The organism is Pseudomonas sp. R9.37 (assembly GCF_963878885.1).
Taxonomy (GTDB): Bacteria; Pseudomonadota; Gammaproteobacteria; order Pseudomonadales; family Pseudomonadaceae; genus Aquipseudomonas.
This window is the reverse complement of sequence record NZ_CAWNZA010000003.1, coordinates 24,923-48,122: the sequence shown is the minus strand read 5'-3', so window position 1 is coordinate 48,122 and position 23,200 is coordinate 24,923. Positions and strand designations below refer to the sequence as shown.

12 protein-coding genes are annotated in these 23,200 nt (G+C 63.6%); 5 read left to right on the top strand and 7 right to left on the bottom strand.

The genetic code is table 11. The features are described from left to right. Positions 1-240: 240 nt before the first annotated feature. Positions 241-12,873, bottom strand: coding sequence for an autotransporter-associated beta strand repeat-containing protein (locus tag AACU78_RS02300; protein ID WP_146151460.1), 12,633 nt, complete (start codon positions 12,871-12,873; stop codon positions 241-243). Positions 12,874-13,227: 354 nt separating this feature from the next. Here AACU78_RS02300 and AACU78_RS02295 point away from each other — a divergent pair, with 354 nt between their 5' ends. Together AACU78_RS02295 and AACU78_RS02290 are read left to right on the top strand one after the other, a co-directional pair. Next, positions 13,228-15,036 (top strand): monovalent cation:proton antiporter-2 (CPA2) family protein, encoded by a 1,809-nt coding sequence (locus tag AACU78_RS02295; RefSeq protein WP_106579619.1) that lies wholly within the window; start codon positions 13,228-13,230, stop codon positions 15,034-15,036. A gap of 73 nt (positions 15,037-15,109) precedes the next feature. Further along, positions 15,110-15,667 (top strand): hypothetical protein, encoded by a 558-nt coding sequence (locus AACU78_RS02290; protein ID WP_106579618.1) that lies wholly within the window; start codon positions 15,110-15,112, stop codon positions 15,665-15,667. 873 nt (positions 15,668-16,540) lie between these two features. Here the strand turns inward: AACU78_RS02290 and AACU78_RS02285 are convergent. From AACU78_RS02285 to AACU78_RS02275, 3 genes are read right to left on the bottom strand one after another with little or no spacing between them, the layout of a single operon-like run. Beyond that, the gene (locus AACU78_RS02285) at positions 16,541-17,260 is read right to left on the bottom strand and encodes an alpha/beta hydrolase (RefSeq protein WP_106579615.1); all 720 of its coding nucleotides are present in this window, start codon (positions 17,258-17,260) and stop codon (positions 16,541-16,543) included. Positions 17,261-17,272: 12 nt separating this feature from the next. Beyond that, positions 17,273-18,028 (bottom strand): precorrin-6A synthase (deacetylating), encoded by a 756-nt coding sequence (gene cobF, locus AACU78_RS02280; protein ID WP_106579614.1) that lies wholly within the window; start codon positions 18,026-18,028, stop codon positions 17,273-17,275. Between the two features lie 45 nt (positions 18,029-18,073). Continuing rightward, positions 18,074-18,628: a histidine phosphatase family protein gene (locus AACU78_RS02275; protein WP_106579613.1), complete on the bottom strand. Its 555-nt coding sequence runs from the start codon at positions 18,626-18,628 to the stop codon at positions 18,074-18,076. Positions 18,629-18,825: 197 nt separating this feature from the next. Between AACU78_RS02275 and AACU78_RS02270 the strand changes: the two genes are divergently transcribed. Both AACU78_RS02270 and AACU78_RS02265 read left to right on the top strand, forming a co-directional pair. After that, positions 18,826-19,038, top strand: coding sequence for a CbtB domain-containing protein (locus AACU78_RS02270; RefSeq protein ID WP_106579612.1), 213 nt, complete (start codon positions 18,826-18,828; stop codon positions 19,036-19,038). A 19-nt stretch (positions 19,039-19,057) separates the two neighbouring features. Beyond that, positions 19,058-19,786, top strand: coding sequence for a CbtA family protein (locus AACU78_RS02265; RefSeq protein ID WP_106579611.1), 729 nt, complete (start codon positions 19,058-19,060; stop codon positions 19,784-19,786). Here AACU78_RS02265 and AACU78_RS02260 read toward each other — a convergent pair. Then, the gene (locus AACU78_RS02260; RefSeq protein ID WP_106579610.1) at positions 19,776-20,336 is read right to left on the bottom strand and encodes a DUF4865 family protein; all 561 of its coding nucleotides are present in this window, start codon (positions 20,334-20,336) and stop codon (positions 19,776-19,778) included. The two genes, AACU78_RS02265 and AACU78_RS02260, sit on opposite strands and share 11 nt — an antisense overlap. A 93-nt stretch (positions 20,337-20,429) precedes the next feature. Between AACU78_RS02260 and AACU78_RS02255 the strand changes: the two genes are divergently transcribed. Beyond that, on the top strand, positions 20,430-21,296 hold the full coding sequence (locus AACU78_RS02255) for a LysR family transcriptional regulator (protein WP_106579609.1): 867 nt from the start codon (positions 20,430-20,432) through the stop codon (positions 21,294-21,296). 3 nt (positions 21,297-21,299) lie between these two features. On the opposite strand, the gene AACU78_RS02250 is transcribed toward AACU78_RS02255, so the two are convergent. Both AACU78_RS02250 and AACU78_RS02245 read right to left on the bottom strand, forming a co-directional pair. Then, positions 21,300-21,773 (bottom strand): YbjN domain-containing protein, encoded by a 474-nt coding sequence (locus AACU78_RS02250; protein WP_177410121.1) that lies wholly within the window; start codon positions 21,771-21,773, stop codon positions 21,300-21,302. A 73-nt stretch (positions 21,774-21,846) separates the two neighbouring features. After that, positions 21,847-23,175 carry an MFS transporter gene (locus tag AACU78_RS02245; RefSeq protein WP_106579608.1) on the bottom strand — a complete coding sequence of 443 codons (1,329 nt, stop codon included), beginning with the start codon at positions 23,173-23,175 and terminating at the stop codon, positions 21,847-21,849. Positions 23,176-23,200 lie beyond the last annotated feature (25 nt).

Below are 23,200 nucleotides of genomic sequence, written 5' to 3'. Positions count from 1 at the left end.
CGTATTCCCAGATTGAAACACAGCGTGTGGCGAGCGGGCTTGCCCCGCGTTGGGTTGCGCAGCAGCCCCGGATTCAGCCGCTGCGGAGTATCTGACACATCGCATCCTTGTTTGAAGGGCTGCTTCGCAACCCAACGGAGCGCAAGCCCCCTCGCCACAAAGAGCGTGCCTCGGCACTGGGCTCATCAAAAACCCCAAAAAAAACCGCCCTTACGGGCGGTTAAAGGTGCTCGGCCTTGATCAAAAACCGAGGGAGAAACTGACGGTCATCGCGTGGTCCTTATCGTTACGCGAGAGTTGACCCGAGTAGCCCAGGCCCAGCTTGCCGTTCTGGCTGATCTGGTAATCCAGGCCTGCCTCCAGAACCGCACTGTCCTTGGCAATCGGTACACCTTGGGTGCTGAACGAACCCCCGCCGTTGATAAAGCTCAAGTCGGCGTCGGGCTTGGTATCGCCGAAGGCGTGGCGCCAGCCGATGCTGCCCCGAGGGGTAATTTTCGAGCCGTTGCCCAGGGTGATGGTCTGGCCAACACGCACGCCCAAGGTGGAGAAGGTCACGTCCTGATCAGCATCGCCGCGCAGCGCCGCCGACCCGCCTTTCTCCTTGAGTGTGTCGCTGTCGTAGTTGACGTAGGCCAGGCCGGCGAACGGTTCGACTGCCACGCTGCCGGCTGTGAGGGTGTAGCCCACTTCACCGAACACTTGCGCGCTGCGTGCCTTGTAATCGGCTTTCAGACGCTGACCTTCGCCAGCGACCGCCACGTCGCGTTTGCTTTCGATGTCATGCCAGCTGTAGGCCACGCCCATACGCGCGGCGAATGCTTCCTGTTGGTAAGCGGTGTAGGCCATCAAGTGGTAGCTGTCGACGTCGGCGCTGGAGCTGCGGCGCTTGGCGTCCAGGTCGCTGCGGGTGTAGCCGGCGGCCACGCCGACACGCCAGGCGTCATCCACTTGCTTGTCGGTGCCAAGCAGGAAGCCGCCAAGGTTGCGGTCCAGCTTGGCGGCGTTGCTGTCGCCGCCCATGTGGCCCCAGGTGCCAAGCACGCGCATCCAGCCGACCATCTCGCCGTGGCAACCGGCACTGCTCAAGCGGTTTTCGCTTGGCGCCAGGCTGTTGCGTGGGTCGTCCTCGCGATAGCAGCCAGGTTGGCGCAGGCGCTCGTTGACCGCGTCACGGATGTAGCGCGAATCCTCAAGCATTGCGCTGGCGGTGCTGGCGTGGATTTCGCCGGACAAGCTGTCAAAAGCGGCACGCGCCCCGGCAGCATCGGTGTTGAGCAACGCATTTTGCACCGCGGCCCCGCCCACGGCGGCGCCGCTGTCCAGTGCAGCCGCCACGCCACGCTGGTTACCGGTGGCCGCTACGCTGGCGTAGCTGACGTTATTGCGGCTGACCGCCAACGCCACTTGAGTGGGGCTGTAGTCTAGCGAGGTGGAGAGGAACGCCAGGTTCTCCAGGTTGGTGTTGCTGAAAGTGCCGTTCACCGCGCCGGCTGTCAGCAGGGTGTAGGTGGTTGCCCCGGTGTACGGCGCCAGGTTGATCACATTCAGGGTGCCGCCCAGGTTAGCCGTGCCGCCGACCGCCAGAGAACTGCTGACCGAAGGCGTGATGACCAGGTTCAGTGCGCCCGTGCTGGCGTTGGTGAAGTTACCGGCCACTGTCAGCTTGCCGCCATCGGGTGTCACACTGCCGTTGTTGACCAGCGAACCGACACTGCCGTTACCGGTCAGGCCCGCGCCATTGGCGACCGTCACCTGCCCGCCGAACACCGTGCCCGGATTGGCCGCGTTGCCGACTTGCAGCACGCCTTGATCCACCGCCACGGTGCCGCTGAACGGCTGATTACCGGTCAGCAACAGCGCCCCTGCGCCTTGTTTGGTGAGGCTGCCGGTGCCGGTCAACGTGCCCTTGAAGGTGCCATTGGTGGCCTGCACGAACAGCATGCGCGCATTGTTCAGGAACCGGCCTTGCAAGCTGAGCGTGTTACCGGCCAACGTACCGCCGCTGACGGTAGTGCCACCGGTGTAGGTGTTGGCGCCGGTCAGCAACAAGGTGCCGGCATCAAGTTTGTTGATCGCCCCGCCGCCCACGATCGGCGCAGCAATCTCCGTGGTGACGCCCGAATTGACCCGCACCACCGCCGTGCCGGTAGGCGACAAGGTGCCCCCTGCCCCCGCCGTCAGCGTGTAGCCAGGGTCAAGAAATTGCAGCCCGGTAAAGCCTTGGTTGCCGACCACGGTGACCGTGCCGCCCTGCCCGCCAAACACGGCAAACTGGTTGTTCGACGCCTGGCCTTGGGTGCCGGTCGGATCGGTCCAGTTGGTGCCAGGGCCCCAGGTGCCGCTGCCACCGGTGATGGTGCCGTCGGGGTTGGTGGTGCCGCCGTTCCAGAACTGGATTTGCCCGGGTGCGGTTTGCACCAGCAGGTTGAGCTGGTTGGCGAGTGCCGTCTGCAAGGTCAGGTCGCCTGCGCCGACGGGCAGTGTGCCAAGGGTCAAACCGTTGTCGGTCAGGCTGCCGCCGTAGCGGAACAGTTGATAAACGCCGGCACCAAAGCCGCCCGCGTCAGTGACGTTGAGCGTGCCATCCAGGGTCAGGTTACCCGCCACATTCACCGCCGTGGTCGACGCACCCGGTGCGCCGAGGGTGAAGTCCAGCGTGGTGCCGGACGACAACGCCAGCGAACCGACCGACAGCGGCGTCGCCGCCCCGGCCTTGAGCACCGAACCATCGGCCATGTTCACCGTGCCGCCCAGCGTGCCGCTGCCGCCGAGCGTCGCGCCGTTGGCAACCTGTACCGCCGCACTGTTCAACGTGCCATTGACCAGCACGCTGCCTGCGTTGACGTTGGTGTTGCCGGTGAAGGTGTTATTGCCGGTCAGCAGCAACGCGCCGGTGCCGGTTTTATTCAACACGCCGGCGCCGGTGAGGTTGCCGGTGTAGGTGCCATCGGCGCCCTGCTCGAAGGTCAGTGTCGCGTTGTTGGCAATCGCCCCTTGCAGGCTGGTGGTATTGCCGGTGATGTTGCCGCCATTGAGTGTGGTGCCACCGCTGTAAGTGTTGGCGCCGGTCAGCAGCAACGCGCCAGTGCCATTTTTTACCAGGCTGCCGGTGCCGCTGACCGCGCCGTTGAGGGCCAGGTCATGGCTGCCGGCCAGCGTCAGCGGGCCGCCCAGGTTGATGGCGTTGGCCAGCTGCAGGTCGGTGCTGGTATCCAGAGCGGCAGCGCCGCCAACGGTCAGCGCGCCGGTGCCGAGCGCTGCGTTGTTGCCCAGGACCAGTTGGCCGGCATTCAAGCCGGTGCCACCGCTGTAAGTGTTGGCGCCGTTGAGGGTCAGTGTCGCCGCGCCTTTTTTCAACAGGCTGCCGTTGCCGCTGAACCGGCCGTTGAGCGTCAGCGCACGGCTGCCGCCAATGGCCAATGCACCGTTGAGTACCGCAGCGTTGTCGAGCGTGACGGCTGCGTTGCTGTCCAGCGTGGTGCCGTCAGCGGCCGTCAGCGTGCCCGTGCCCAGCGCGCTGTTGCTGCCCACCACCAGCGTGCCGCCATTGAGCGCGGTGCCGCCGGTGTAGGTGTTGCTGCCGTTGAGCACCAGGGTGCCGCTGTCGAGTTTGGCCAGGGTGCCCGCGCCAGCCAGGGTCACGCCCAGGGTGGCGGTGGCGTTCGGGTCGACCCGAATCGCGGTGTTGCCGGTGCCGCCGTTGACCAGATTAAGCACGCCCGCCGTGCCGGAGGCCAGGTTATAGCCGTCGGTGACGAACTGCATGCCGGTAATCGTTTGCGTGCCATCCACGCTCACGTTACCCGCAGCGCCCTGGAACACTGCGAAGCTGCTGCCCCAATTCTGGTTGAGCGTGCCATCGACATTGGTCCAGTTGGTGAGGCCGGTGCCCCAGGTACCGTTGCCGCCTTCGATGGCGCCATTGCCGATCAGGTTGCCGCCATCCCAGAATTGCACGGTGGTATTGGGCGCCGTCACCAACACGTTGACCTTGTTGCTGATGGCCGTCTGCACCTCTACGTCACCCGGGATCACACTGCCGGGCAGCGTGCCGAGGGTCAGGCCGTTATTGGTCAAGGCCCCGCCGTAATTGATGATGTTATAGACGCCGCTGCCAAAACCACCGACATCGGTGACGTTAAGGTTGCCGCCCAGGGTCAGGTCGCCGCCGACATTGAGCAGCCCATTACCGCCACCCACCACCGGAACGCCGAGTCCGACGTCCAGATTGGCGTTGCCGCCCAGCACCAACGAGCCCACCGACAAGGTGCTGCCGGTGTTCAGGCCGATGTGACCACCGTCGGCCACCGTCACGGCGCCCGCCAATGAGCCGGTGCCGGTCAGGGTCGCGCCGTTGTTGACCGCGACGGTGCCGCTGGCCAGCGAGCCGCTGACATTCAAGGTGCCGCCATTGACGTTGGCGGCGCCGCTGATGGCGTTTGCGCCGGTCAGGTTGAGCGCGCCGGTGCCGTTTTTATCCAGGTTACCGGCGCCGTTCAGCGCACCCGCGAAGGTGTTGTCCAGGTTGCTGCCGCCCACCGCCAGGGTAGTGCCACCCGCCACCTGAACCGTGCCGTTGCCGGCCAGGCTGTTGAGGTTGGCATTGCCACCCAGGTTGAGACGGGTGCCCGCGCCAACGTTGACGCCCGACGTGTTACCCAGCGCTCCATTGCCCACGGTGGTCACACTGCCGCCCACCACCGTGAGCGGGCCGGTGAAGGTGTTGTTGGCGCTGAGCAGCAGGTCTGCAGCGCCGTTTTTGATCAGCGCCGCGTTGCCCGCCAGTACACCGGCCAGGGTCAGGTCATTGCTGCCGGCCACGCTGAGGTCGGCGTTGAGATTCACCGCGTTTGCCAGTACCAGCGGCGCACTGTTGTCCAGCGTGCCCGCGCCACTCACGGTCAGCGCGCCCGAGCCCAGGGCGGTGGCGGTGCCAACGGTCAGCGTACCGGCATTGAGGGTGGTGCCGCCGCTGTAGGTGTTGGCGCCATTAAGTGTCAGGTTGGCGGTGCCGTTTTTGCTCAACGAACCGCTGCCATCCACCACGCCGTCAAGGCTCAGGCCATCGGTGCCGCCAACGGTCAGCGCAGCATTGAGCGTGGTGTTATTGGCCAGCGCCAGTGCGGTGCTGGTGTCCAGCGTTGCCGCACCGTTGACGGCCAGCGCGCCACTGCCCAGTGCCGCGCCGTTGCCCAGGATCAAGGTGCCTGCATTCAACTGCGTGCCACCGAGGTAGGCATTGTTGCCGTTGAGCGTCAGGTTGCCCGCGCCGCTTTTGGTCAGGCCACCGGCACCGGTGACCAGGCCGTTGAGGGTCAGGTCGGCACTGCCGAGAATGCCCAGGTTGCCCGCCAGGTTCACCGCATTGGCCAGGGTCACGGCGGAACGGGTGTCGAGGGTGGTTCCGGCAGCGGCATTCAAGGCGCCGGCGCCCAACGCGGTGTCGGAAGCCAGAATCAGCCCGCCGGCATTCAGCGCGGTAGGCCCGGCATAGCTGTTGTTGCCACTCAAGGTCAGGCTGGCGATGCCATTTTTGATCAGGCTGCCGGTGCCCGCCACCGTGCCGGCCAGGGTCAGCGCATTGCTGCCGCCAACCGTCAGCGCGCCGTTGACAGTCACGTCGTTGGCCAGGCTGACCGCAGCGTTGCTGTCCAGGGTTGTGCCGTTGGCCGTGGTCAGCGCACCGGTACCCAGCGCGCTGTTATTGCCGACCACCAAGGTGCCGCCGTTGAGCGCAGTACCGCCGGTATAGGTGTTGGCGCCGTTGAGCACCAGAGTGCCCGCGTCCAGTTTGGCCAACGTGCCGCCACCGTTGAGCGTGACGCCCAGCGTCGCGGTGGCGTTAGGGTCAACACGCACGGCCGTATTGCCGCCGGTGCCGTTGAACAAGGTCAAGGCCCCCGCCGCGCCGCCGACCAGGTTGTAGCCGTCGGTGACAAATTGCAGGCCGGTAATTGCTTGAGCGCCGTCCACGGTGACGGTACCCGCCGCGCCCTGGAAGATCGCGAAGCTGTTGGGGCTCCAGGCAGTGTTGGCCAGGCCGTTGAGGCTGGTCCAGTGGGTGCCGCCGGCATTCCAGCTGCCGGTGCCGCCATCGACAGTGCCGTTCGGCAACAATTGGCTGCCATCCCAGAACTGCACGTTGGTGCTGCCATTGACCAGCAAATTGATCTGGTTGCCGATGCTGGTCTGCACATCCAGATCGCCCAGCGACACATTCACCGGCACGCTGCCGAGTGCGAGGCCATTGTTGGTCAGGCTGCCGGTGTAGTTGATCAGACGATAGAGACCGACGCCGAAGCCACCGATATCGTGCACATTCAGCGTGCCGTCGAGGGTCAGGTTACCGCCCACGTTAATCAGTGCCGTGCCGCCGGTGGACGCCGCGCCCAGCCCCGCATCGAGGTTGGAGTTGCCATTGAGTACCAGCGAGCCGACGGTCAGGACATTGCCCGAGTTCACCGCCAGATGGCCGCCATCGGCAATGTTCACGTTGCCCGCCAAGGTGCCGGTACCGCCCAGGGTGGCGCCGCTGGCGACGCCCACAGTGGCGCTGCCCAGCGAACCGTTGACGAGCAAGCTGCCGGCATTCACCTGAGTATCACCGGTCAGCGAGCTGACGCCGCCGAGGGTCAATGCACCGCTACCGATTTTAGTGAAGTTGCCCGCGCCGGTGAGCACGCCACCGAAGCTGCCATCCAGGTTGTTGCCGCCCACACTCAACGTGTTGCCGGTGCCGACCTGGGCCACGCCGTTGCCGCTCAGGGCGCCGAGGCTGGCGGAGCCGCCCAGGTTCAGTTGCGTGCCGCTGCCGAGGTTGACCCCGGCGCCTACGCCCAGCGCGCCATTGCCCACCGTGGTCAGGCTGCCGGCTTGTACATCGAAGAGGCCGGAGAAGCTGTTGTTGCCAGCCAGATTCAGGTCGCCGGTGCCAGTCTTGATCAGGTTACCGCTGCCCGCCAGCACGCCGGTCAGGCCCAGGTTGTTATTGAGAGCGCCCACCGTCAACGCGGCATTGACGTTGACCGCATTGGCCAGCACCAAAGGAGCAGCGGTGTTCAGGCTGGCTGCACCGCCGACGGTCAAGGCGCCAGTGCCCAGGGCGGTTGCGGTGCCCAGGGTCAGAGTGCCTGCATTCAGGGTGGTGCCGCCTTGATAGGTATTCACGCCAGCGAGCGTCAGGTTGGCCGCGCCGTTCTTGACCAGCGCCCCGTTGCCGCTGAGCACACCGCCCAGGTTCAAGTCATTGCTGCCGGCCACCGTCAGCGCGGCGTTCAACGCCACGTTATTGGCCACGGCCAGCGCGGCGCTGTTGTCCAGGGTCGAGGCACCGCCGACGCTCAGGTTACCCAGGCCCAGGGCGGTGCCCGTTCCCAGGGTCAGGGTACCCGCGTTCAGCGTCACGCCGCCGAGGTAGCCATTGGCACCAGCGAGTATCAGGTTGGCCGCGCCGTTTTTGGTCAGGCTGCCCGCACCGTTGATGCTGCCCGCCAGTGTCAGGTCGGCCGTTCCGCCGATGCCCAGGTTACCGGCAAGATTGATCGCGTTATTGGCCGTGACCGCAGTGCTGGCGTCCAGCGTCGTGCCGTTGGCCGCATTCAGGGTGGCGCTGCCCAACGCCGTGTTGGAAGCCAGGATCAGCCCACCCGCGTTCAAGGCCACCGGGCCGAGGAAGGTATTGGTGCCGCCCAATGTCAGGTTGGCCGTGCCGTTCTTGATCAAGCCGCCGACGCCGCTGACCGCACCGTTGAGGCTCAGCGCATTGCTGCCCGCCACGCTCAGGTTGCCGTTCAGGAGCAGCGCATTGCCCAGGGTCACTGCGGCATTGCTGTCCAGTGTCGTGCCGCTCACCGTCGTCAACACACCGCTGCCCAGCGCGGTGTTGCTGCCAACCACCAGCGTGCCGCCGCTGAGCGTGGTGCCGCCGCTGTATGTGTTGGCACCACTGAGGACCAGGGTGCCGGTGTCGAGTTTGTTGAGCGTGCCGATGCCGTCGATGTTCACGCCGATGGTCGCGGTGGCACCTGGGTCAACACGAATGGCAGTGTTGCCGGTGGTGCCGTTGACAGCCGTCAGTTGCCCGCCGGCGCCACTGACCAGGGTGTAGCCGTCGGTGGCGAACTGCATGCCCGTGAACAGTTGCGGCCCTTGCACCGTGACGGTCCCCGCCGCGGCTTGGAACACCGCAAAGTCGCTGGCCCAGGCCTGGTTGAGCGTGCCGTTGACGTTGGTCCAGTTGGTGCCGGCGCTGGTCCAGATGCCGGTGCCGCCATCCACGGTACCGTTAGGAATGGTCTGGCTGCCGTCCCAGAAACGAATATTGGCGTTGGGCGCCGATACCAGCACGTTGACCTGGTTGCCCACGGAGGTTTGCACCACCAGGTCACCCAGGCCAAATCCGACCGGTACGCTCGCTACATTCAGGCCCAGGTCGGTGAGCACGCCGGTGTAGTTGATCAAGCGATAGACGCCAACGCCGAAACCACCGGCATCCGTCACATTCAGGTTGCCGGCGAGGGTCAGGTTGCCGCCCACATTCAGCAAGGATGTCGTCGACGGTGCGCCCAGGGCCACATCCAGATTGGCGCCCGCCCCCAATGCCAGCGCGCCGGCCGACAAGGTATTGCCGCTGCTCAGCGCCAGGTGCCCGCCTGTGTTGATGTTGACTGTGCCCAACAGCGAACCGGTGCCGGTCAGGGTGCCGCCGCTGTTGACATCGACCAGGTTGCTGCCCAACGAGCCGCTGAGGTTCAGGGTGCCCGCATTGATGGCGGTATTGCCGGTGAGGCCGTTGATGCCGGTGAGGTTGAGGGTGCCGATGCCGACTTTGGTCAGGCCGCCGCCGCCACTGAGGTCGCCGTCAAAGGTGCTGGTGGTGTTGAGGCCGCCGACGCTCAGGGTGGTGCCTGTGCCGAGCTGCACCGAACCGCTGCCGGTCAACGCTGCAAGGCTGCTGTCCACGCCGAGGTTGAGTGCCGCCCCGGCGCTGATGTTGGCGCCGGAGGTGTTGCCCAGGGCACCGGTGCTGAGCGTGGTTACGCTGCCGGAGAGGATATTCACCGCACCGGTAAAGGTGTTGGTGCCACTCAATGTCAGGTCAGCCAGGCCATTTTTTATCAGGTTGCCGGCGCCGCTGACCACACCGTTCAGGTTGAGGTTGTTGTTACCGGCGACGGTCAGGTCGGCATTAAGCGCAATGGCATTGCCGATGCCGAAGGATGCGCTGTTGTCCAGGGTCGCCGCGCCACCGACAGTCAACGCGCCGCTGCCCAGGCCATTGGCGTTACCCAAGGTCAAGGCCCCGGCATTGAGGGTGGTGCCGGCGCTGAAGGTGTTGATGCCATTCAAGGTCAGGTTGGCGGCGCCGTTTTTGATCAAGGGGCCAGTGCCGCTGATCACGCCGCCCAGGGTCAGGCCATTGGTGCCGCCCACGCTCAGGCCGGCATTGAGGGCTACGTTATTGCCCAGGTTGACAGCCACGCCGCTGTCCAGGGTAGCGGCGCCGCCAACCGTCAAGTCGCCAAGCCCCAGGGCGGTGTTATTGCCGACCGTCAACGTGCCGTTATTGAGCGTGATGCCGCCCAGAAACCCATTGGCGCCATTGAGAATCAGGTTAGCCGCACCATTCTTGACCAGGCTGCCTGCGCCATTGACCAGCCCGGTCAGTGTCAGGTCGGCAGTGCCGCCGATAGCCAACGCACCGGCAAGGTTGACCGCGTTGTTCAAGCTGGCTGCGGTACTGGCGTCCAGGCCGGTACCGGCGGCGGCATTCAGCGTACCGGCGCCGAGCGCGGTGTTGGCACCGACCACCAGCTTGCCGGCGTTGAGCGCCGTATCACCCAGGAATGTATTGGCACCGTTCAGGACCAGGTCGGCCGGGCCGTTTTTGATCAAGCCACCAATGCCCGCGACGACGCCATTGAGGGTCAGCGCGTTGCTGCCACCCACGGTCACGGTGCCGCCCAGGTTTGCGTTGTTGCTCAGGCTCACCGCAGCACCGGCGTCCAGTGTGGTGCCGCCCGTTGCGTTCAACGCGCCAGTGCCCAGCGCGGTGTTGGAGCCAACAACCAACGAACCGGCGCCCAGTGCAGTGGGGCCGGTGTAGGTATTGACACCGTTGAGGGTGAGACTCGATGTGCCGGTTTTGACCAAACCATTCGCGCCGCTGATGATGCCGTTCAAGGTCAGCGGGCTGACGCCGCCTGCCGTCAGGCTGGCGTTGAGGGTAATCGCGTTATTGAGGGCGAGCCCCGCGTTGCTGTTCAAGCTGGCTGCGCCGCCTACGGTCAGGGCACCGGTGCCCAGCGCGCTTGCGTTGCCCACTGTGAGCGTACCGCCGTTGAGCGTGGTGCCGCCCTGAAAGGTGTTCGCAGCATTGAGCACGACGCTGGAAACACCGTTTTTGATCAGGCCCGAGGCGCCATCAATCACGCCGCTGAGGGTCAATGGGGTGGTGCCGGCCAGGGTCAGGTCGGCGCCCAGGTTGATGGCATTTGCCAGGTTGACACCCGCCGCGTTATCCAGCGTCGATACACCGGCCACGCTCAGCGCGCCAGTGCCCAAGGCCAGGTCGTTACCGACGTTCAACGTGCCGCCATTGAGCGTGGTGCCGGCGAGGAAAGTGTTGGCGCCGCTGAGAATCAGCGCGGCCGTGCCATTCTTGGTCAGCCCGCCTGCGCCACTGAGGACTCCCGTCAGGCCAAGGGTATTGCTACCGGCAATGTTCAGGTTGCCGGTCAGGTTCAGGCCGTTGTTGAGGTTGATTGCACTGCTGGCATCCAGCGTGGTGTTGTCGGCGGTGGTCAGCGTGCCGCCTGTGCCCAATGCCGTGTTGTTGCCCAGCACCAGCGCACCGGCATTCAGGCTGGTGTTGCCGGTGAAGGTGTTGGCACCCGTGAGGGTTAATGCAGCAGCGCCGTTTTTGATCAGGCCTCCGTTGCCGGAGATGATGCCGCCAAGGCCCAGCGCCTGGGTGCCGCCAACCGTCAACGCGCCCGTCAGATTGACGGCGTTGCCGAGGGTGACAGCGGTGCTGGCGTCCAGCGAGGTGCCCGCTGCGGTATTCAGCGCGCCCGTGCCCAAGGCGGTGTTGGAACCCACCACGAGGCCACCGCCGTTAAGCGAGGTGAGCCCGCTGCGAGTGTTGTTGCCGGTCACGGTCAGCAGGCTTGCGCCGGTTTTGATCAAGCCACCGGCGCCGGACATCACGCCAGCGAGGGTCAGCGGGTTGGTGCCGGTCAGCGTCAGGTCGCCGGTCAGGGCCAGGTTATTGTTCAGTGTCGGCGCCCCGCTGGCGTCCAGGCTGGCATTGCCCGTCACGCTCAAGGCGCCGCTGCCCAGGGCATTGCCACTGGTCAACACCAACGTACCGGCGCCCAGGCTGGTGGTGCCGGTGTAGCCGCTGTTGTTGCCGCTGAGGGTCAGGTTGCCAGCGCCGGTTTTGCTGATGCCCGACGCGCCGCTGATCGCGCCGGCCAGCGTCAGGGCGCCGGTGCCGGTGGCCGTCATGGCACCGTTGAGGGTGATCAGGTTGTTCAGGTTGATCGTGCCGGGCGCCGACAGTGACGTCGCGCCTGTGAACGTCACCGTGCCGGTACTGAAAGCCTGGTTATTGCCCAGTTGCACCGTGCCGCCGTTGAGCGTGGTGTTACCGAGGTAGGTGTTGATGCCGGTCAGGGACAGTTGGCCGCTGCCGACCTTGATCAAGCCCCCGGCGCCTGAGACCACGCCGGACAACGTCGTGGCGTTGGTACCCTGGACCGTGAGACCGCCCGCGCCGAGCGACACCAGATTACTGACGTTCAAGCCCGCGTTGCTCGCCTGCAGGACGCCGCCGTTGGAGGTCAGCACGCCGCTGCCAAATGACGCATTGTTATTGAACTGCGCAACCCCGCCATTGAGCGTGGTACTGCCCGACACCAGCGGACCTTGCAGGGTCCAGGTGCCACTGTTGATCGTCAGGTTGTTGAAGTTGACGTAATTGGCGCTCGACGCAGTGCCCACACCCGTAGTACCGCCGCCGACGCCGACAGGGTTCTGCAGAATCAGCGAGTTGACGCCCCCCGCACCGCCATCGACCGTGCCCGTCGGGCCAAAGGTCAAATTGATCCCAGCCAGGCCGCCCAACCCCACACTGACCTGGACACCGTCGCCCACGCTCACGCTGGAGCCGGTAACGGCAGTGAAGGTGTTGGTGCCGTTCGCCCCCATCGAGACGCCGCCCGTGATCGCACCGGCGTTGGTGAACGTGTTGCCCGCCGCAGAGGTTTCGAACGCCACCCGACCATTGATAACGCCGGTGCTGCTGTTGACCATGTTGACTTGGGAACCGCCGTATACCCCGACCACCGGCGTGTCGGCCAGCGTTATGCCGCCCACCGACAAACCGGTGGAGGTAATCGTGCCGTTGTTGGTGATGCTCGTGGTGCCGGTCGCTGCGTTGTTAACTGAAAGCGCCAGGCCGCCGAGGCTCGTGAGATTGAGCCCAAGCAACATCCCGGTGCCGCGCATGATCCCGCTGGCATTGTTGAGTACGCTGACCGTACTCGACGCGCCAGTGCCGATGAAAGCGCCACCACTGAGTACCGACACGAGGCCCAGAAGTGCCGGGTCGAGGGTGCCCGAGTTGTTCAGGCTGATGTTGACGCCGGTGAGGTCCAGCACGTGGCCGCCCAGCGTCGCATTCATCTGCGCGCCCGCGTTGACGTTCACGGTCAAGCCGTTGGTGGCGCTGCTGAAGTTATTCAGAAACAGCGGCAGGCTCGGCACGCCCGTACAGGTCACGGTAGAACCTGCCGTCGAGCAGGTGGCTAATGCCTCAGGACTTGCCAGGCCAACCATCAACCCGACAATCCCGAGTCGAATGGCCATGTTCAGAGGGGCGATACGCGATACACCGGCAGCAGCAAGTCTTCTATCCACGTCCAACTCCTTCGTGGTTCAAGCTTTCATCCATGAATGCGCAGAAGCCCAACGCTATTGACCCACACGCATCGAATTCGAAATACCTGACCGTGGTGACAACTGATCTAGTTTGTCGAAACGGTAGTAGACCTACAGAAAAGTCATTGAATTAAATGGTATTAATACTTTCGTAAGCGCCCGGTAAGAATGGGACTACAGCCAATATCCATTGCCTGTCGCGTCAAAAATACAAGTTTCGAAATGTAAAAAAGCGCTCTAATGGCGCCCTGTTGATTAGCTTTAAAGATCCTGGAGTTCGCAATGCCCCATGAAGGCAACCTGTTACAAGCAGCTGTGGTGTTCCTGCTCGCCGCCGTGCTGACCGTGCCGTTGGCCAAGCGTCTGCAACTGGGCGCAGTGCTGGGTTATCTGTTCGCGGGTGTGATCATCGGTCCCTCTGTATTGGGTCTGATCGGCAACCCGCAAAGCGTGGCGCAGTTCTCTGAATTGGGCGTGGTGTTGCTGCTGTTCATCATCGGTTTGGAGCTGTCGCCCAAGCGTTTATGGGTGATGCGCAAAGCGGTGTTCGGCGTGGGCCTGGCCCAAGTGCTGCTGACCGGGCTGGTGATGGCGGTGGTGGCGTTGTGGCTGTTTGGCCAAGCCTGGAACAGTGCCATTGTGCTGGGCCTGGGCCTGGCGCTGTCCTCCACCGCGTTTGGGCTGCAAAGCCTGGCCGAACGCAAAGAGCTGAATCAGCCGCACGGGCGCCTGGCGTTTGCGATTCTGTTGTTCCAGGACATCGCTGCGATTCCACTGATCGCGATGGTGCCGCTGCTGGCCGGCAGTGATCACCCGACCACTGAAGCCCAGGGCTTGCAACACGTGCTGCAGATACTCGGCAGCATTGCCGTGGTGATCATCGGCGGACGCTACCTGCTGCGTCCGGTGTTTCGCATTGTCGCCAAGACCGGCCTGCGCGAAGTGTCCACCGCCACCGCGCTGCTGGTGGTGATCGGCACGGCCTGGTTGATGGAGCTGGTGGGCGTGTCGATGGCCCTCGGCGCCTTCCTCGCCGGGCTGCTGCTGGCTGACTCCGAATACCGCCACGAACTCGAAGCGCAGATCGAACCGTTCAAGGGCCTGTTGCTCGGCCTGTTTTTCATCAGTGTGGGCATGGGCGCCAACCTCAGCCTGCTGCTCAGTTCGCCGTTGGTGGTGATCGGCCTGACCCTGCTGTTGATCGGCTTGAAGCTGCCGCTGCTGTATGCGGTTGGCCGGATGGCAGGCGACCTCAATCGCGAGAGCGCGTTGCGCCTGGGCGTGGTGCTGGCCGCCGGCGGTGAGTTTGCCTTTGTGGTGTTCAAGATCGGGCGCGACCAGGGCCTGTTCGAACCGCACCTCTACGATGTGTTGGTGCTGACCATCACGCTGTCCATGGCCGTGACGCCGCTGCTGCTGTTGGTGTGCCCAAAGCTGTTCAAGCCCAAGGTCAAACCGGTGGAAGTGCCGGAGGAATACCGCGCCATCGAAAGCGATGCACCGCGTGTGGTGATTGCCGGCATGGGCCGTATGGGCCAGATCGTGGCGCGGATTCTGCGTGCGCAAAACATCTCGTTTATCGCCCTCGACACCTCGGTGGAAACCATCGAGCTGACCCGCAGTTTCGGCGGTATGCCGGTGTTCTACGGCGACCCGCAGCGCCCGGAAATCCTGCACGCGGCCAAGGTCGATCAGGCCGAGTTCTTTGTGATTGCCATGGACGACCCGGAGATCAACATCAAGACCGCCGAACTGGTGCGCAACCTCTACCCGCACATGAAAATCATCGCCCGTGCACGTAACCGCCAACACGTACACCGCCTGGTCGACCTGGACGCGTCACCGGTGCGCGAAACCTTTTACTCCAGCCTGGAAATGAGCCGCCGCACCCTGGTGGGTCTCGGTCTGACCCAGGCCCAGGCCGATGCGCGCATCACCCGTTTCAAAAACCACGACCTGCAAGTGCTCGCTGCGCAACACGCGGTATATGACGATGCGGCCAAGGTCATGCAAACCGCCCAGGAAGCGCGTACGGAACTGGCGCGGCTGTTTGAGATGGATCGGCTTGAGGAAGAGTCCGACAAAGTGTGAGGACAGGGATGAACGATCTGGCGAGTTTTCTGACAGAATACGCCGCAATTTCGTTCATCCACTGGAGCGCTTCATGGCCACTTTCACCAAGACCGCCGTCCTGCTGGCCCTGGCGCTTACCGCCGGCGGCGTGTTCGCGGCAACCAAGCCGACCGCTACACAAACCATTTCGACGCTGGGTGGCAAGTTCACCTTCAACTTGCCCAAGGCTTACGTCGCCGACACGCTGCCGACCGGCAAGGTTGAGGATGGCACCGCCGACACCCAGGGCACGCTGTACGCCAACTCGACCACGAAAAGTGTGGTGATCGTGGCTGAAACGGTGCGCAACGACGGGGCCACAATCAAAGACAATGACCCGCAGTTTCTGGATGGCGCCGTGGCTGATTTCGTCAAGGACCAGAGCGCTGCCCTGCCTGATTTCAAGAAGCAGAACGAGAAGAAACTGACCTTCAAAGGTCTTGGCCTGCGTCAGGTCGACAGCACGGCCACCCAGGGTGGCGGCAAGACGTTGAACTCGACATTCCTGGGTGGCTCGGGCAATCACTTGCTGGTGATTCAGGCGATTTCGCGGGCGGATGATGTGAAGGGGCATGCGGAGTTGGTGAAGCAGATTACTGGGAGTAAGTAGTCGGGTTTTGCGGGTGATTGAGGGGTGATGGGCGGTGAGTAGTGCGGGGTGTTGCAGGGGGCCGGGGGCATATCCGTTGTGGGGGTGATGGCGGATATCGGTTCCGCTCTTACAGCGGGTCACTTTTGAAAAGCGCAAAAGTAACCAAAACGCTCTTGCCCCACCACTCGGCACCTCGCCTAGGCTCGGTGTGCCCGAACGCAGGTACTACGCAGCGGGCCGCCGCGACGGGGCGTCCCTGCCCCGTCGCGGCTAAACCGGCGTCCTGCCGGTTTAGCCGCTCCGTACTACCTGCGTTCGGCCAGCGTGGTTTAACGGGGCGCCTAAGATCAAGATCAAAATCTACAGCACGGCGGCCTAGTAGCCGACCTGAGTGGTAGAAGCAAAAGCACAGCCGAGGCGGCCTGACAGCCGACCTGACCTTGAAGGCTAAACTCAATCAAAGGTGGGAGCTGGCTTGCCTGCGATGGCATCCACTGGGTATGCCTGATGCACCAAGGCGCCTGCATCGCAGGCAAGCCAGCTCCCACAAAAAAGCCAAGCACTGCGCTACTGGCAGTTGAACGCGGTCAACTTGTGGGAGCGGGCTTGCCTGCGATGGCATCACCTGGGTATGCCTGATGCACCGAGGCGCTCGCATCGCGGGCAAGCCCGCTCCCACAGTTGGATCTTTGTGCACCCAATCAAGGGTATACCCGGACAATGTGGGAGCTGGCTTGCCTGCGAAGGCATCCACTGGGTATGCCTGATGCACCAAGGCGCCTGCATCGCGGGCAAGCCTGCTCGCACAGAACGGCCATTAGCGCAGCAACCAGCAGGCACTCAAAGCTAGCAAACGAATAATGACTATGGCAGCAGCCCTCACCCGCCGGTTCACTTCAGGCTTTTCGCCAGCCAGGCTTTAAGGTCCTGCACTTCGGTCTCACTGACGGTGTGCGGCATGCCCGGATACCCGTGAAACTCCGGCGTCAATCCAAGGCCCACCAGTACTTCATTGGCCTGCGTCGCCGAGGCATACGGCAGCGCCTGGTCGAGAGTGCCGTGACCGATAAAGATCGCCAATTTGCCCAAGGATTCGCTGGGCTTGAGTTCAGCCTTGAGCACCGGCAATACACTGCCGCTCAAGGCCGCGATGCCGCGCACCAACGCGGGCTTTCGCAAGCCCACCTCGTACGACATGATCGCGCCCTGGCTGAACCCCACCAGAAACACCCGATCGCTGTGCGTGTGGTATTTGGCTGTGGCCTTGCCGACAAAATCTTCGATCAGCGCGGCGCTGCGTTGCAGGTCGGCGGTTTCGCCATTGTAGTCGCCGTCACCCGGCGTCTTGGTAAACCAGCGATAACCCTGGGGGTCCACGGGCATCGGCGCACGTGCCGACAGGTAGGTCCAGGTGGACGGCAGCGCGTCCTTGATGCCAAACAGGTCTTCCTCGTTGCTGCCAAAACCGTGCAGGAAAATCACCAACGGCTGATTGCGCGCATCGCTCTGGGTCTGTTCCAGATAAGGCAGGGGCAGATCGGTGTGCAGCGTGGAGTCGGCGTGGGCGGCGCTGGCCATCAGGGTCAGTGCCAGGGCAAACAGTTTGAGCATGGGAAAGTGACCTCAGGGTTTGCGCAACAAGTAAGTGTCCATGATCCAGCCATTTTCCAGACGCGCCGCCTTGCGCACCTGTTGGATTTGCTCAGCCACTTCACTGACCTTGCCGCTGATGAGGATTTCGTCCGGCGTGCCCAGGTAGGCGCCCCAGTAGATATCCATATCCTGATCGGCCACGCTGCGGTAGGAATCTTCGGCGTCGAGCATGACCACCAAACTGTCCGCATCACTCGCCTGCCCCGCCGCCAACCGGCGCCCGGTGGTGATCTCGATGGACCGACCGATGCGGTTCAGCGCCACCTTGTGCTGGGCGGCCAGGGCCTGCACGCTGGTGATGCCGGGGATCACTTCGAACTCGAAGACGCTGCGGCCACTGGCCAGAATCGCCTGCAGGATGCGGATGGTGCTGTCGTACAGCGCAGGGTCGCCCCAGGCCAGGAACGCGCCCACTTCACCGTCAGCCATCTGCTCGTTGATCATGTGCTCGAAGGTCTGCTGCTTGTCGCGATTCAGGTCCTGCACGGCGGTGGTGTAATCGATATCGCCGCGCACGCGCTCGGGGCAGTCGGCCTCGACGAAACGGTAGCCTGGCTCGGTGATATAGGTTTGGCAGATCTCGCGGCGCAGGTCGATCAGCTTGTCTTTGCTTTGGCCCTTGTCCATCAGAAAAAACACGTCAGTGCGGTTCAGCGCCTTGACGGCTTGCATCGTGATGTAGTCAGGGTTGCCGGCGCCAATGCCGATGATCAGGATGCGTTTCATGGGTTGCTCTCATTGCGGGGCGTGGATTTTGCCATGTTCACGCGCTCAGGCGTGAGTTTCCAGACGCAGGCGCCACACGTTGTTAAAGCGCAGTTCAGTGGCGGACAGCGGCTCGACGTCAATCAGGTAGAACATCGAGACAGGGAACTGCAACACGTACAGCATCGCGGCGCGAATCACAAACGGGTGGGTGATGGCCACTACGTGCCCGAGCTGGGTTTCGAGACTTTTCATCCAGTCAGCGACTCGCACGCAAATCTGCTCCACCGACTCACCGCCGTGAGGCGCGCTGGCGCTGTTGGTCATCCAGTCACTCAATGCATGGCTGTCGAGCTGGGCGATGGCCTGGCCTTTCCAGGTGCCAAAATCACCGTCGCGCAACGCGTCTTCGACCTGCGCGTTATCACCGAACAAGCCCGCGGTTTGTCGGGTTCGGGCCTCGGGCCCACACACCAGTCGCGAGCTTTTCTTGAAACGCCCCGCCAGGGACAACGCCGCGGGCTGCCACTGCATCGCCACCGATTCGTCATCGGGAAACCGCCCCTGTTTTTGCAACGGCGTGGCGGCATGGCATATCAAGGTCAAGCGGGTGGCCTGCATCACAATTCACTCTGTTTCGACGCGCAGTCGGCGTAGACTGGCAAAGTTGTTTCAACATGTTACAACGAACATGAAGGAGGAAGCCGGTTCGAATCCGGCGCGGTCGCGCCACTGTATTCGGCCTTTTAGCCGTAAGCCAGACCCTGTTTCAGCCCAATCGCAATCCATTTCGGGACGCGTCATCCCTGGAGGTTTTCATGGCTAACACTGCTGCAACGAACCCTGATGTGTATGGACCCACCCTGCCCTTGGGCGAAATTCTGCCTTGGGCGATCTTCGGTGGCCTGTTGTTGCTGCTGGCGCTCTATTTTGTCGGCGCCGAGCAAGGCGCCACCACTGTGTTCAAAGGCATGTATGTGCATGAATTTGTGCACGACGGCCGCCACCTGCTGGGTTTCCCCTGCCATTAATCGATAAGAGAGACACGACATGACAGGGCATTTACTCCTACGCGGGATGCTGGTGGGCTTGCTCGCCGGCGTGCTGGCTTTCGGCTTCGCCAAGGCCTTTGGTGAACCGCAGATCGACAAGGCCATCGCCTTTGAAGACCACATGGCACAGATGCACGGCGATGCGCCGGAAGAGGAACTGGTGAGCCGCGAGGTGCAAAGCACCTTTGGCCTGTTCACCGGCGTGGTCGTGTACAGCGTCTCACTGGGCGGCCTCTTCGCCCTGGTGTTCGCTTACGCCCTGGGCCGCATCGGCAAGGTCGGCCCGCGTGGTCTGGCGGCGCTGCTGGCACTGGCGGCATGTGTGGCAATTACCGTGGTGCCAGGGCTCAAGTACCCGGCCAACCCGCCATCGGTGGGCGACCCCGAAACCATCGCGCAGCGCACCAAGCTGTTCTTCCTCATGCTGCTGGTGTCAGTGGCGGCCGCGGTGATTGCGATCAACGCCGCACGCAAGCTGATTGCCCGCCGTGGCATCTGGGCCGGGGCGATTCTGGGTGTGGCGTTGTACATCGTGATTGTGTCGGTGGCCGGCAGCCTGTTCCCGGTGATCAACGAAGTGCCGGAGGCGTTTTCGGCCGTGCTGCTGTGGAAGTTCCGCGTAGCGTCGCTGGGTATCCAGCTGGTGCTGTGGACCACCCTCGGCCTGGTGTTTGGCGCGGTGGCCGAGCGCAAGCTCAGCCAGCCAAAAGCGCGCTTCAACCCTTGAACTGACTCCCGGGGCGGGCCAGGTACAACACCTCATAGCCCGTTCCGGGATGCGCCGCATCCAGCGCCTTGCCCGACAAGGTGATGCGCACCAGCCGCCACGCCTGCACATCCAGCGCCAGGCACACCGCGAATGTGTCGCGGCTGTCGGCCACCTGCTGATTGCGCCGTTTCTCCTCGGCGACGATCCCGGCTCGATCCGCGCCCGGCACCAGCGGCCACTCTTCTCGGTACAGGCTCAACGCATGCTGCGCGGGCCCACGCTGCACATCCAGCGGCAACCAGCTTTCGATGTGCGGACGGCCAAAGCTGTCGAGCACCTTTTGAAAACGCTCGCCCAGTAGAAAGTCGGCGGCCTGCAACGGGTCGGCCCACAGGTACACCGACGCATACACATTGCCCGGCGCCTGCCCACGCGTCTGCGCGATAAACGCCTTGAACAGCAGCCCTTGCGCGTCGTCCCACAACGGCCCCAATTGCGCGGCGCGCCGGCGTATCACGTCCATGTCGTAGTCGGCAGGCAGGCGGTGTGAATACTGTTTGGCAAACATGGCAAAGCTCCTGTGCAAGATGTGGTCTGAGCTTGCGCACTGGCGATGATTTCAACAAGATATGGCCGAATATAAGTGCGATAAGGATTGGATATGACTGACGCGCTCAAACCCCTGGACATCGACACCGTGCACGCCTTCGTGCTGGTGGCTGATTTTGCCAGCTTCACCCGCGCCGCCGAGGCGCTCGACACCTCCCAGGCCGCCATCAGCTTGAAGCTCAAGCGCCTGGAAGAACGCCTCGGTTACCGCCTGTTGCTACGCACGCCTCGCCATGTGCAACTGTCGCCCCAGGGCGAGCAGTTCATCGTGGCCGCGCGTGCCCTGCTCAATGCCCATGAGCGGGCACTGGCGGACCTGGGCACCCACGCGCCACGGCGTTTGGTGATCGGCATCAGCGACCACGTGGCCGGGCCGGACTTGCCCACCTGGCTCAGCCGCCTCGCGGCCTACGACCCGCTGGTGATTCTCGAGGTGCGCATCGCCTCGTCCCGCGACCTGGTGGCCGCGTTTGATCGCAATGAACTGGACGCGGTGATCGTGCGCAACGAAGGCGATCGCCAGGACGGCGAAGTGCTGGCGGTCGAACGCTTTGGCTGGTTCGCCGCGCCCCACTGGCAACACAGCCCCGGCACACCGCTGCGCATGGCGACCATGGCCGCGCCCTGTGGTGTTCGGCACCTGGCGGTCAGAGCATTGGATGCAGCGCGTATCGACTGGACCGAAGTGTTTGTCGGCGGTGGTGTGATGGCGGTAGGCGCGGCCGTGAGCGCCGGATTGGGGGTCGCCGCCCTCGCCCCACGCGTGGCCCCGGCCGGGGCGGTGGACGTGAGCGAGCAATACGGCCTGCCCGCATTACCCGTCAGTGAAGTGCTGCTGTACAGCCGGATCAGTGATGCACGCTCGCGCGAAACGTTGCGCGCGTTGAGCGCAACGTTTCGCGGCGTGCTGCAGCGCTGAGTGTCAGGCGACGGGCGCTTCTTCGCTGGCCACAGCGGTGGCGGCCTGGGCCTGCAACTGAGCCGCCTGCTGGCTGTAGTCACGCAGGTAGACGATGAATTCCTGCAGCAGGCGATCCCACAGTTCCAGCTGGCTGCGCAGGTGCGTGGTGCCTACACCGGCCACCACCACATCCATTTCCATCAGCAGGAACTCACCCTGCACCGACAACCGCGCAAAACGGCGCGATGCGTTCCATACCTGGGCCAGGCCTTCGGGCAATTCGCCTTGCACGCGCAGGGCGCAGCTGTAGGTGAAGTCGACGTAACTGCCCTGCTCTGCCGCCGGGTTGCCGAAGCGCACGGCAAAGCCGATACCCTGGCTCGCGCTGAGCAATTGCACGATGCCGTTCTGTTCGGTCTGGTTGACGCGATAGCCGGCTTCCTGCAGCAATTCAGTCAGGCTTTTCGGGGTAACGCTGTTGATCAGTTCACTCATGGTCAGGTCTTCCTTGAAGATCAATGATAGGCGCCTGAAACAGCGTAGTCGGGTTTTCGAAAACCGCAGTCGATCAGGCGGCGGTGGCCAGCACGGCCCCCGCCGGCGCCACCAACGGGCTGCCACTGGCGACGAAATCTTCCTTGCGCAGCACCACCAGAGCGATCAACGACACCACACCGGTTGCCACATAGAAATACCAGGGTGAGGTGATGTCGCCCGTCACCTTGATCAGCCAGGTGGAGATCAGCGGCGCGCTGCCGCCAAACACCGCGACCGGCACGTTGTACGCCACGGCAATCCCGGTGGAGCGAATGCGCGTGGGCAGCAGCTCGCTCATCAGCGCATAGGTCGAGGAGGCATACAGCCCGAACAGGATCGCCACTGCCATCAATGGCGCGAAGAACGATGCAGCAGTGGCGGTCGGCGCCGACTTGAACAGCCAGAACATCGCCAGCGTGGCCAGGGTGCCGATCACCATCAGAAACGGCTTACGTCCGTATTTATCGGTGAACGCACCGCCAAACGGCATCACGAACGCGGCCGAGAAACTCGCGACGAACACATAGAGCAGCGTGGTGCCGCTGTCGAACTTGAGGATCTTGGCCATGTAGGTCGAGGCGAAGGTCAGCACCAGGTAAAAGATCGAGCTGTGCAAGGTGATGATGAAGAACACCAGGGCAATCGCGCGCTTCCACTGCCAGACTTCGCGCAACGGTGCACGGGAAGTCTGCCCGGCGCGCTGCAAGGCGAGAAACTCCGGGCTGTCTTCCAGCTTGAGGCGGATGTACATGGAGATAAAACCCAACGGTGCGGCGATCAGGAACGGCACGCGCCAGGCCCATTCCTGCATCACCTCGGCGCCCAGGATCCAGGTCATGCCATTGGCAACGGCGCCGCCCAGCAACAGGCCGAGCACGGCGGTGACCATCAGCCAGCACGTGGCAAAGCCGCGTCGGCCGGGGCCGGCGTATTCGGAGATAAAGCTGGTCACCGTGCCGATCTCGCCGCCCGCCGAGAAACCCTGCACGCAGCGCACCAGAATCAGCAGCACCGGCGCAGCAATGCCCAGCGTGGCGTACGTGGGCAACAGGCCGAGCATGACGGTGGAACCGGTCATCATCACCAGCGCCATGATCAGGGTTTTGCGGCGCCCGATCTTGTCCGCCAGCGGACCGAAGAACAGCCCGCCCAGTGGCCGGATGAAAAAGCTCAGGGCAAACGCTGCGAAGCTGGCCAGCAAGCTGGTGGTCGGGTCATCGGAGACGAAAAATGCCTGGCCGATGTACACGGCGAGAAAGCCGTAGACGCCGTAGTCGTACCACTCGATCAAGTGACCGGAAGTGGCACCGAGAAACGCACGGCGCCGCTTGCGGACCGTGTCTTGCGCTTGATTGCCCATCGAAGGGACTCCTTGTCTGATGTTC

What these genes read in the sequence shown, in the direction of transcription:
- AACU78_RS02300 (WP_146151460.1), bottom strand. Translation starts at nt 12,873, where the DNA reads ATGGCCATTCGACTCGGGATTGTCGGGTTGATGGTTGGCCTGGCAAGT.
- AACU78_RS02295 (WP_106579619.1), top strand. Translation starts at nt 13,228, where the DNA reads ATGCCCCATGAAGGCAACCTGTTACAAGCAGCTGTGGTGTTCCTGCTC.
- AACU78_RS02290 (WP_106579618.1), top strand. Translation starts at nt 15,110, where the DNA reads ATGGCCACTTTCACCAAGACCGCCGTCCTGCTGGCCCTGGCGCTTACC.
- AACU78_RS02285 (WP_106579615.1), bottom strand. Translation starts at nt 17,260, where the DNA reads ATGCTCAAACTGTTTGCCCTGGCACTGACCCTGATGGCCAGCGCCGCC.
- cobF (WP_106579614.1), bottom strand. Translation starts at nt 18,028, where the DNA reads ATGAAACGCATCCTGATCATCGGCATTGGCGCCGGCAACCCTGACTAC.
- AACU78_RS02275 (WP_106579613.1), bottom strand. Translation starts at nt 18,628, where the DNA reads ATGCAGGCCACCCGCTTGACCTTGATATGCCATGCCGCCACGCCGTTG.
- AACU78_RS02270 (WP_106579612.1), top strand. Translation starts at nt 18,826, where the DNA reads ATGGCTAACACTGCTGCAACGAACCCTGATGTGTATGGACCCACCCTG.
- AACU78_RS02265 (WP_106579611.1), top strand. Translation starts at nt 19,058, where the DNA reads ATGACAGGGCATTTACTCCTACGCGGGATGCTGGTGGGCTTGCTCGCC.
- AACU78_RS02260 (WP_106579610.1), bottom strand. Translation starts at nt 20,336, where the DNA reads ATGTTTGCCAAACAGTATTCACACCGCCTGCCTGCCGACTACGACATG.
- AACU78_RS02255 (WP_106579609.1), top strand. Translation starts at nt 20,430, where the DNA reads ATGACTGACGCGCTCAAACCCCTGGACATCGACACCGTGCACGCCTTC.
- AACU78_RS02250 (WP_177410121.1), bottom strand. Translation starts at nt 21,773, where the DNA reads ATGAGTGAACTGATCAACAGCGTTACCCCGAAAAGCCTGACTGAATTG.
- AACU78_RS02245 (WP_106579608.1), bottom strand. Translation starts at nt 23,175, where the DNA reads ATGGGCAATCAAGCGCAAGACACGGTCCGCAAGCGGCGCCGTGCGTTT.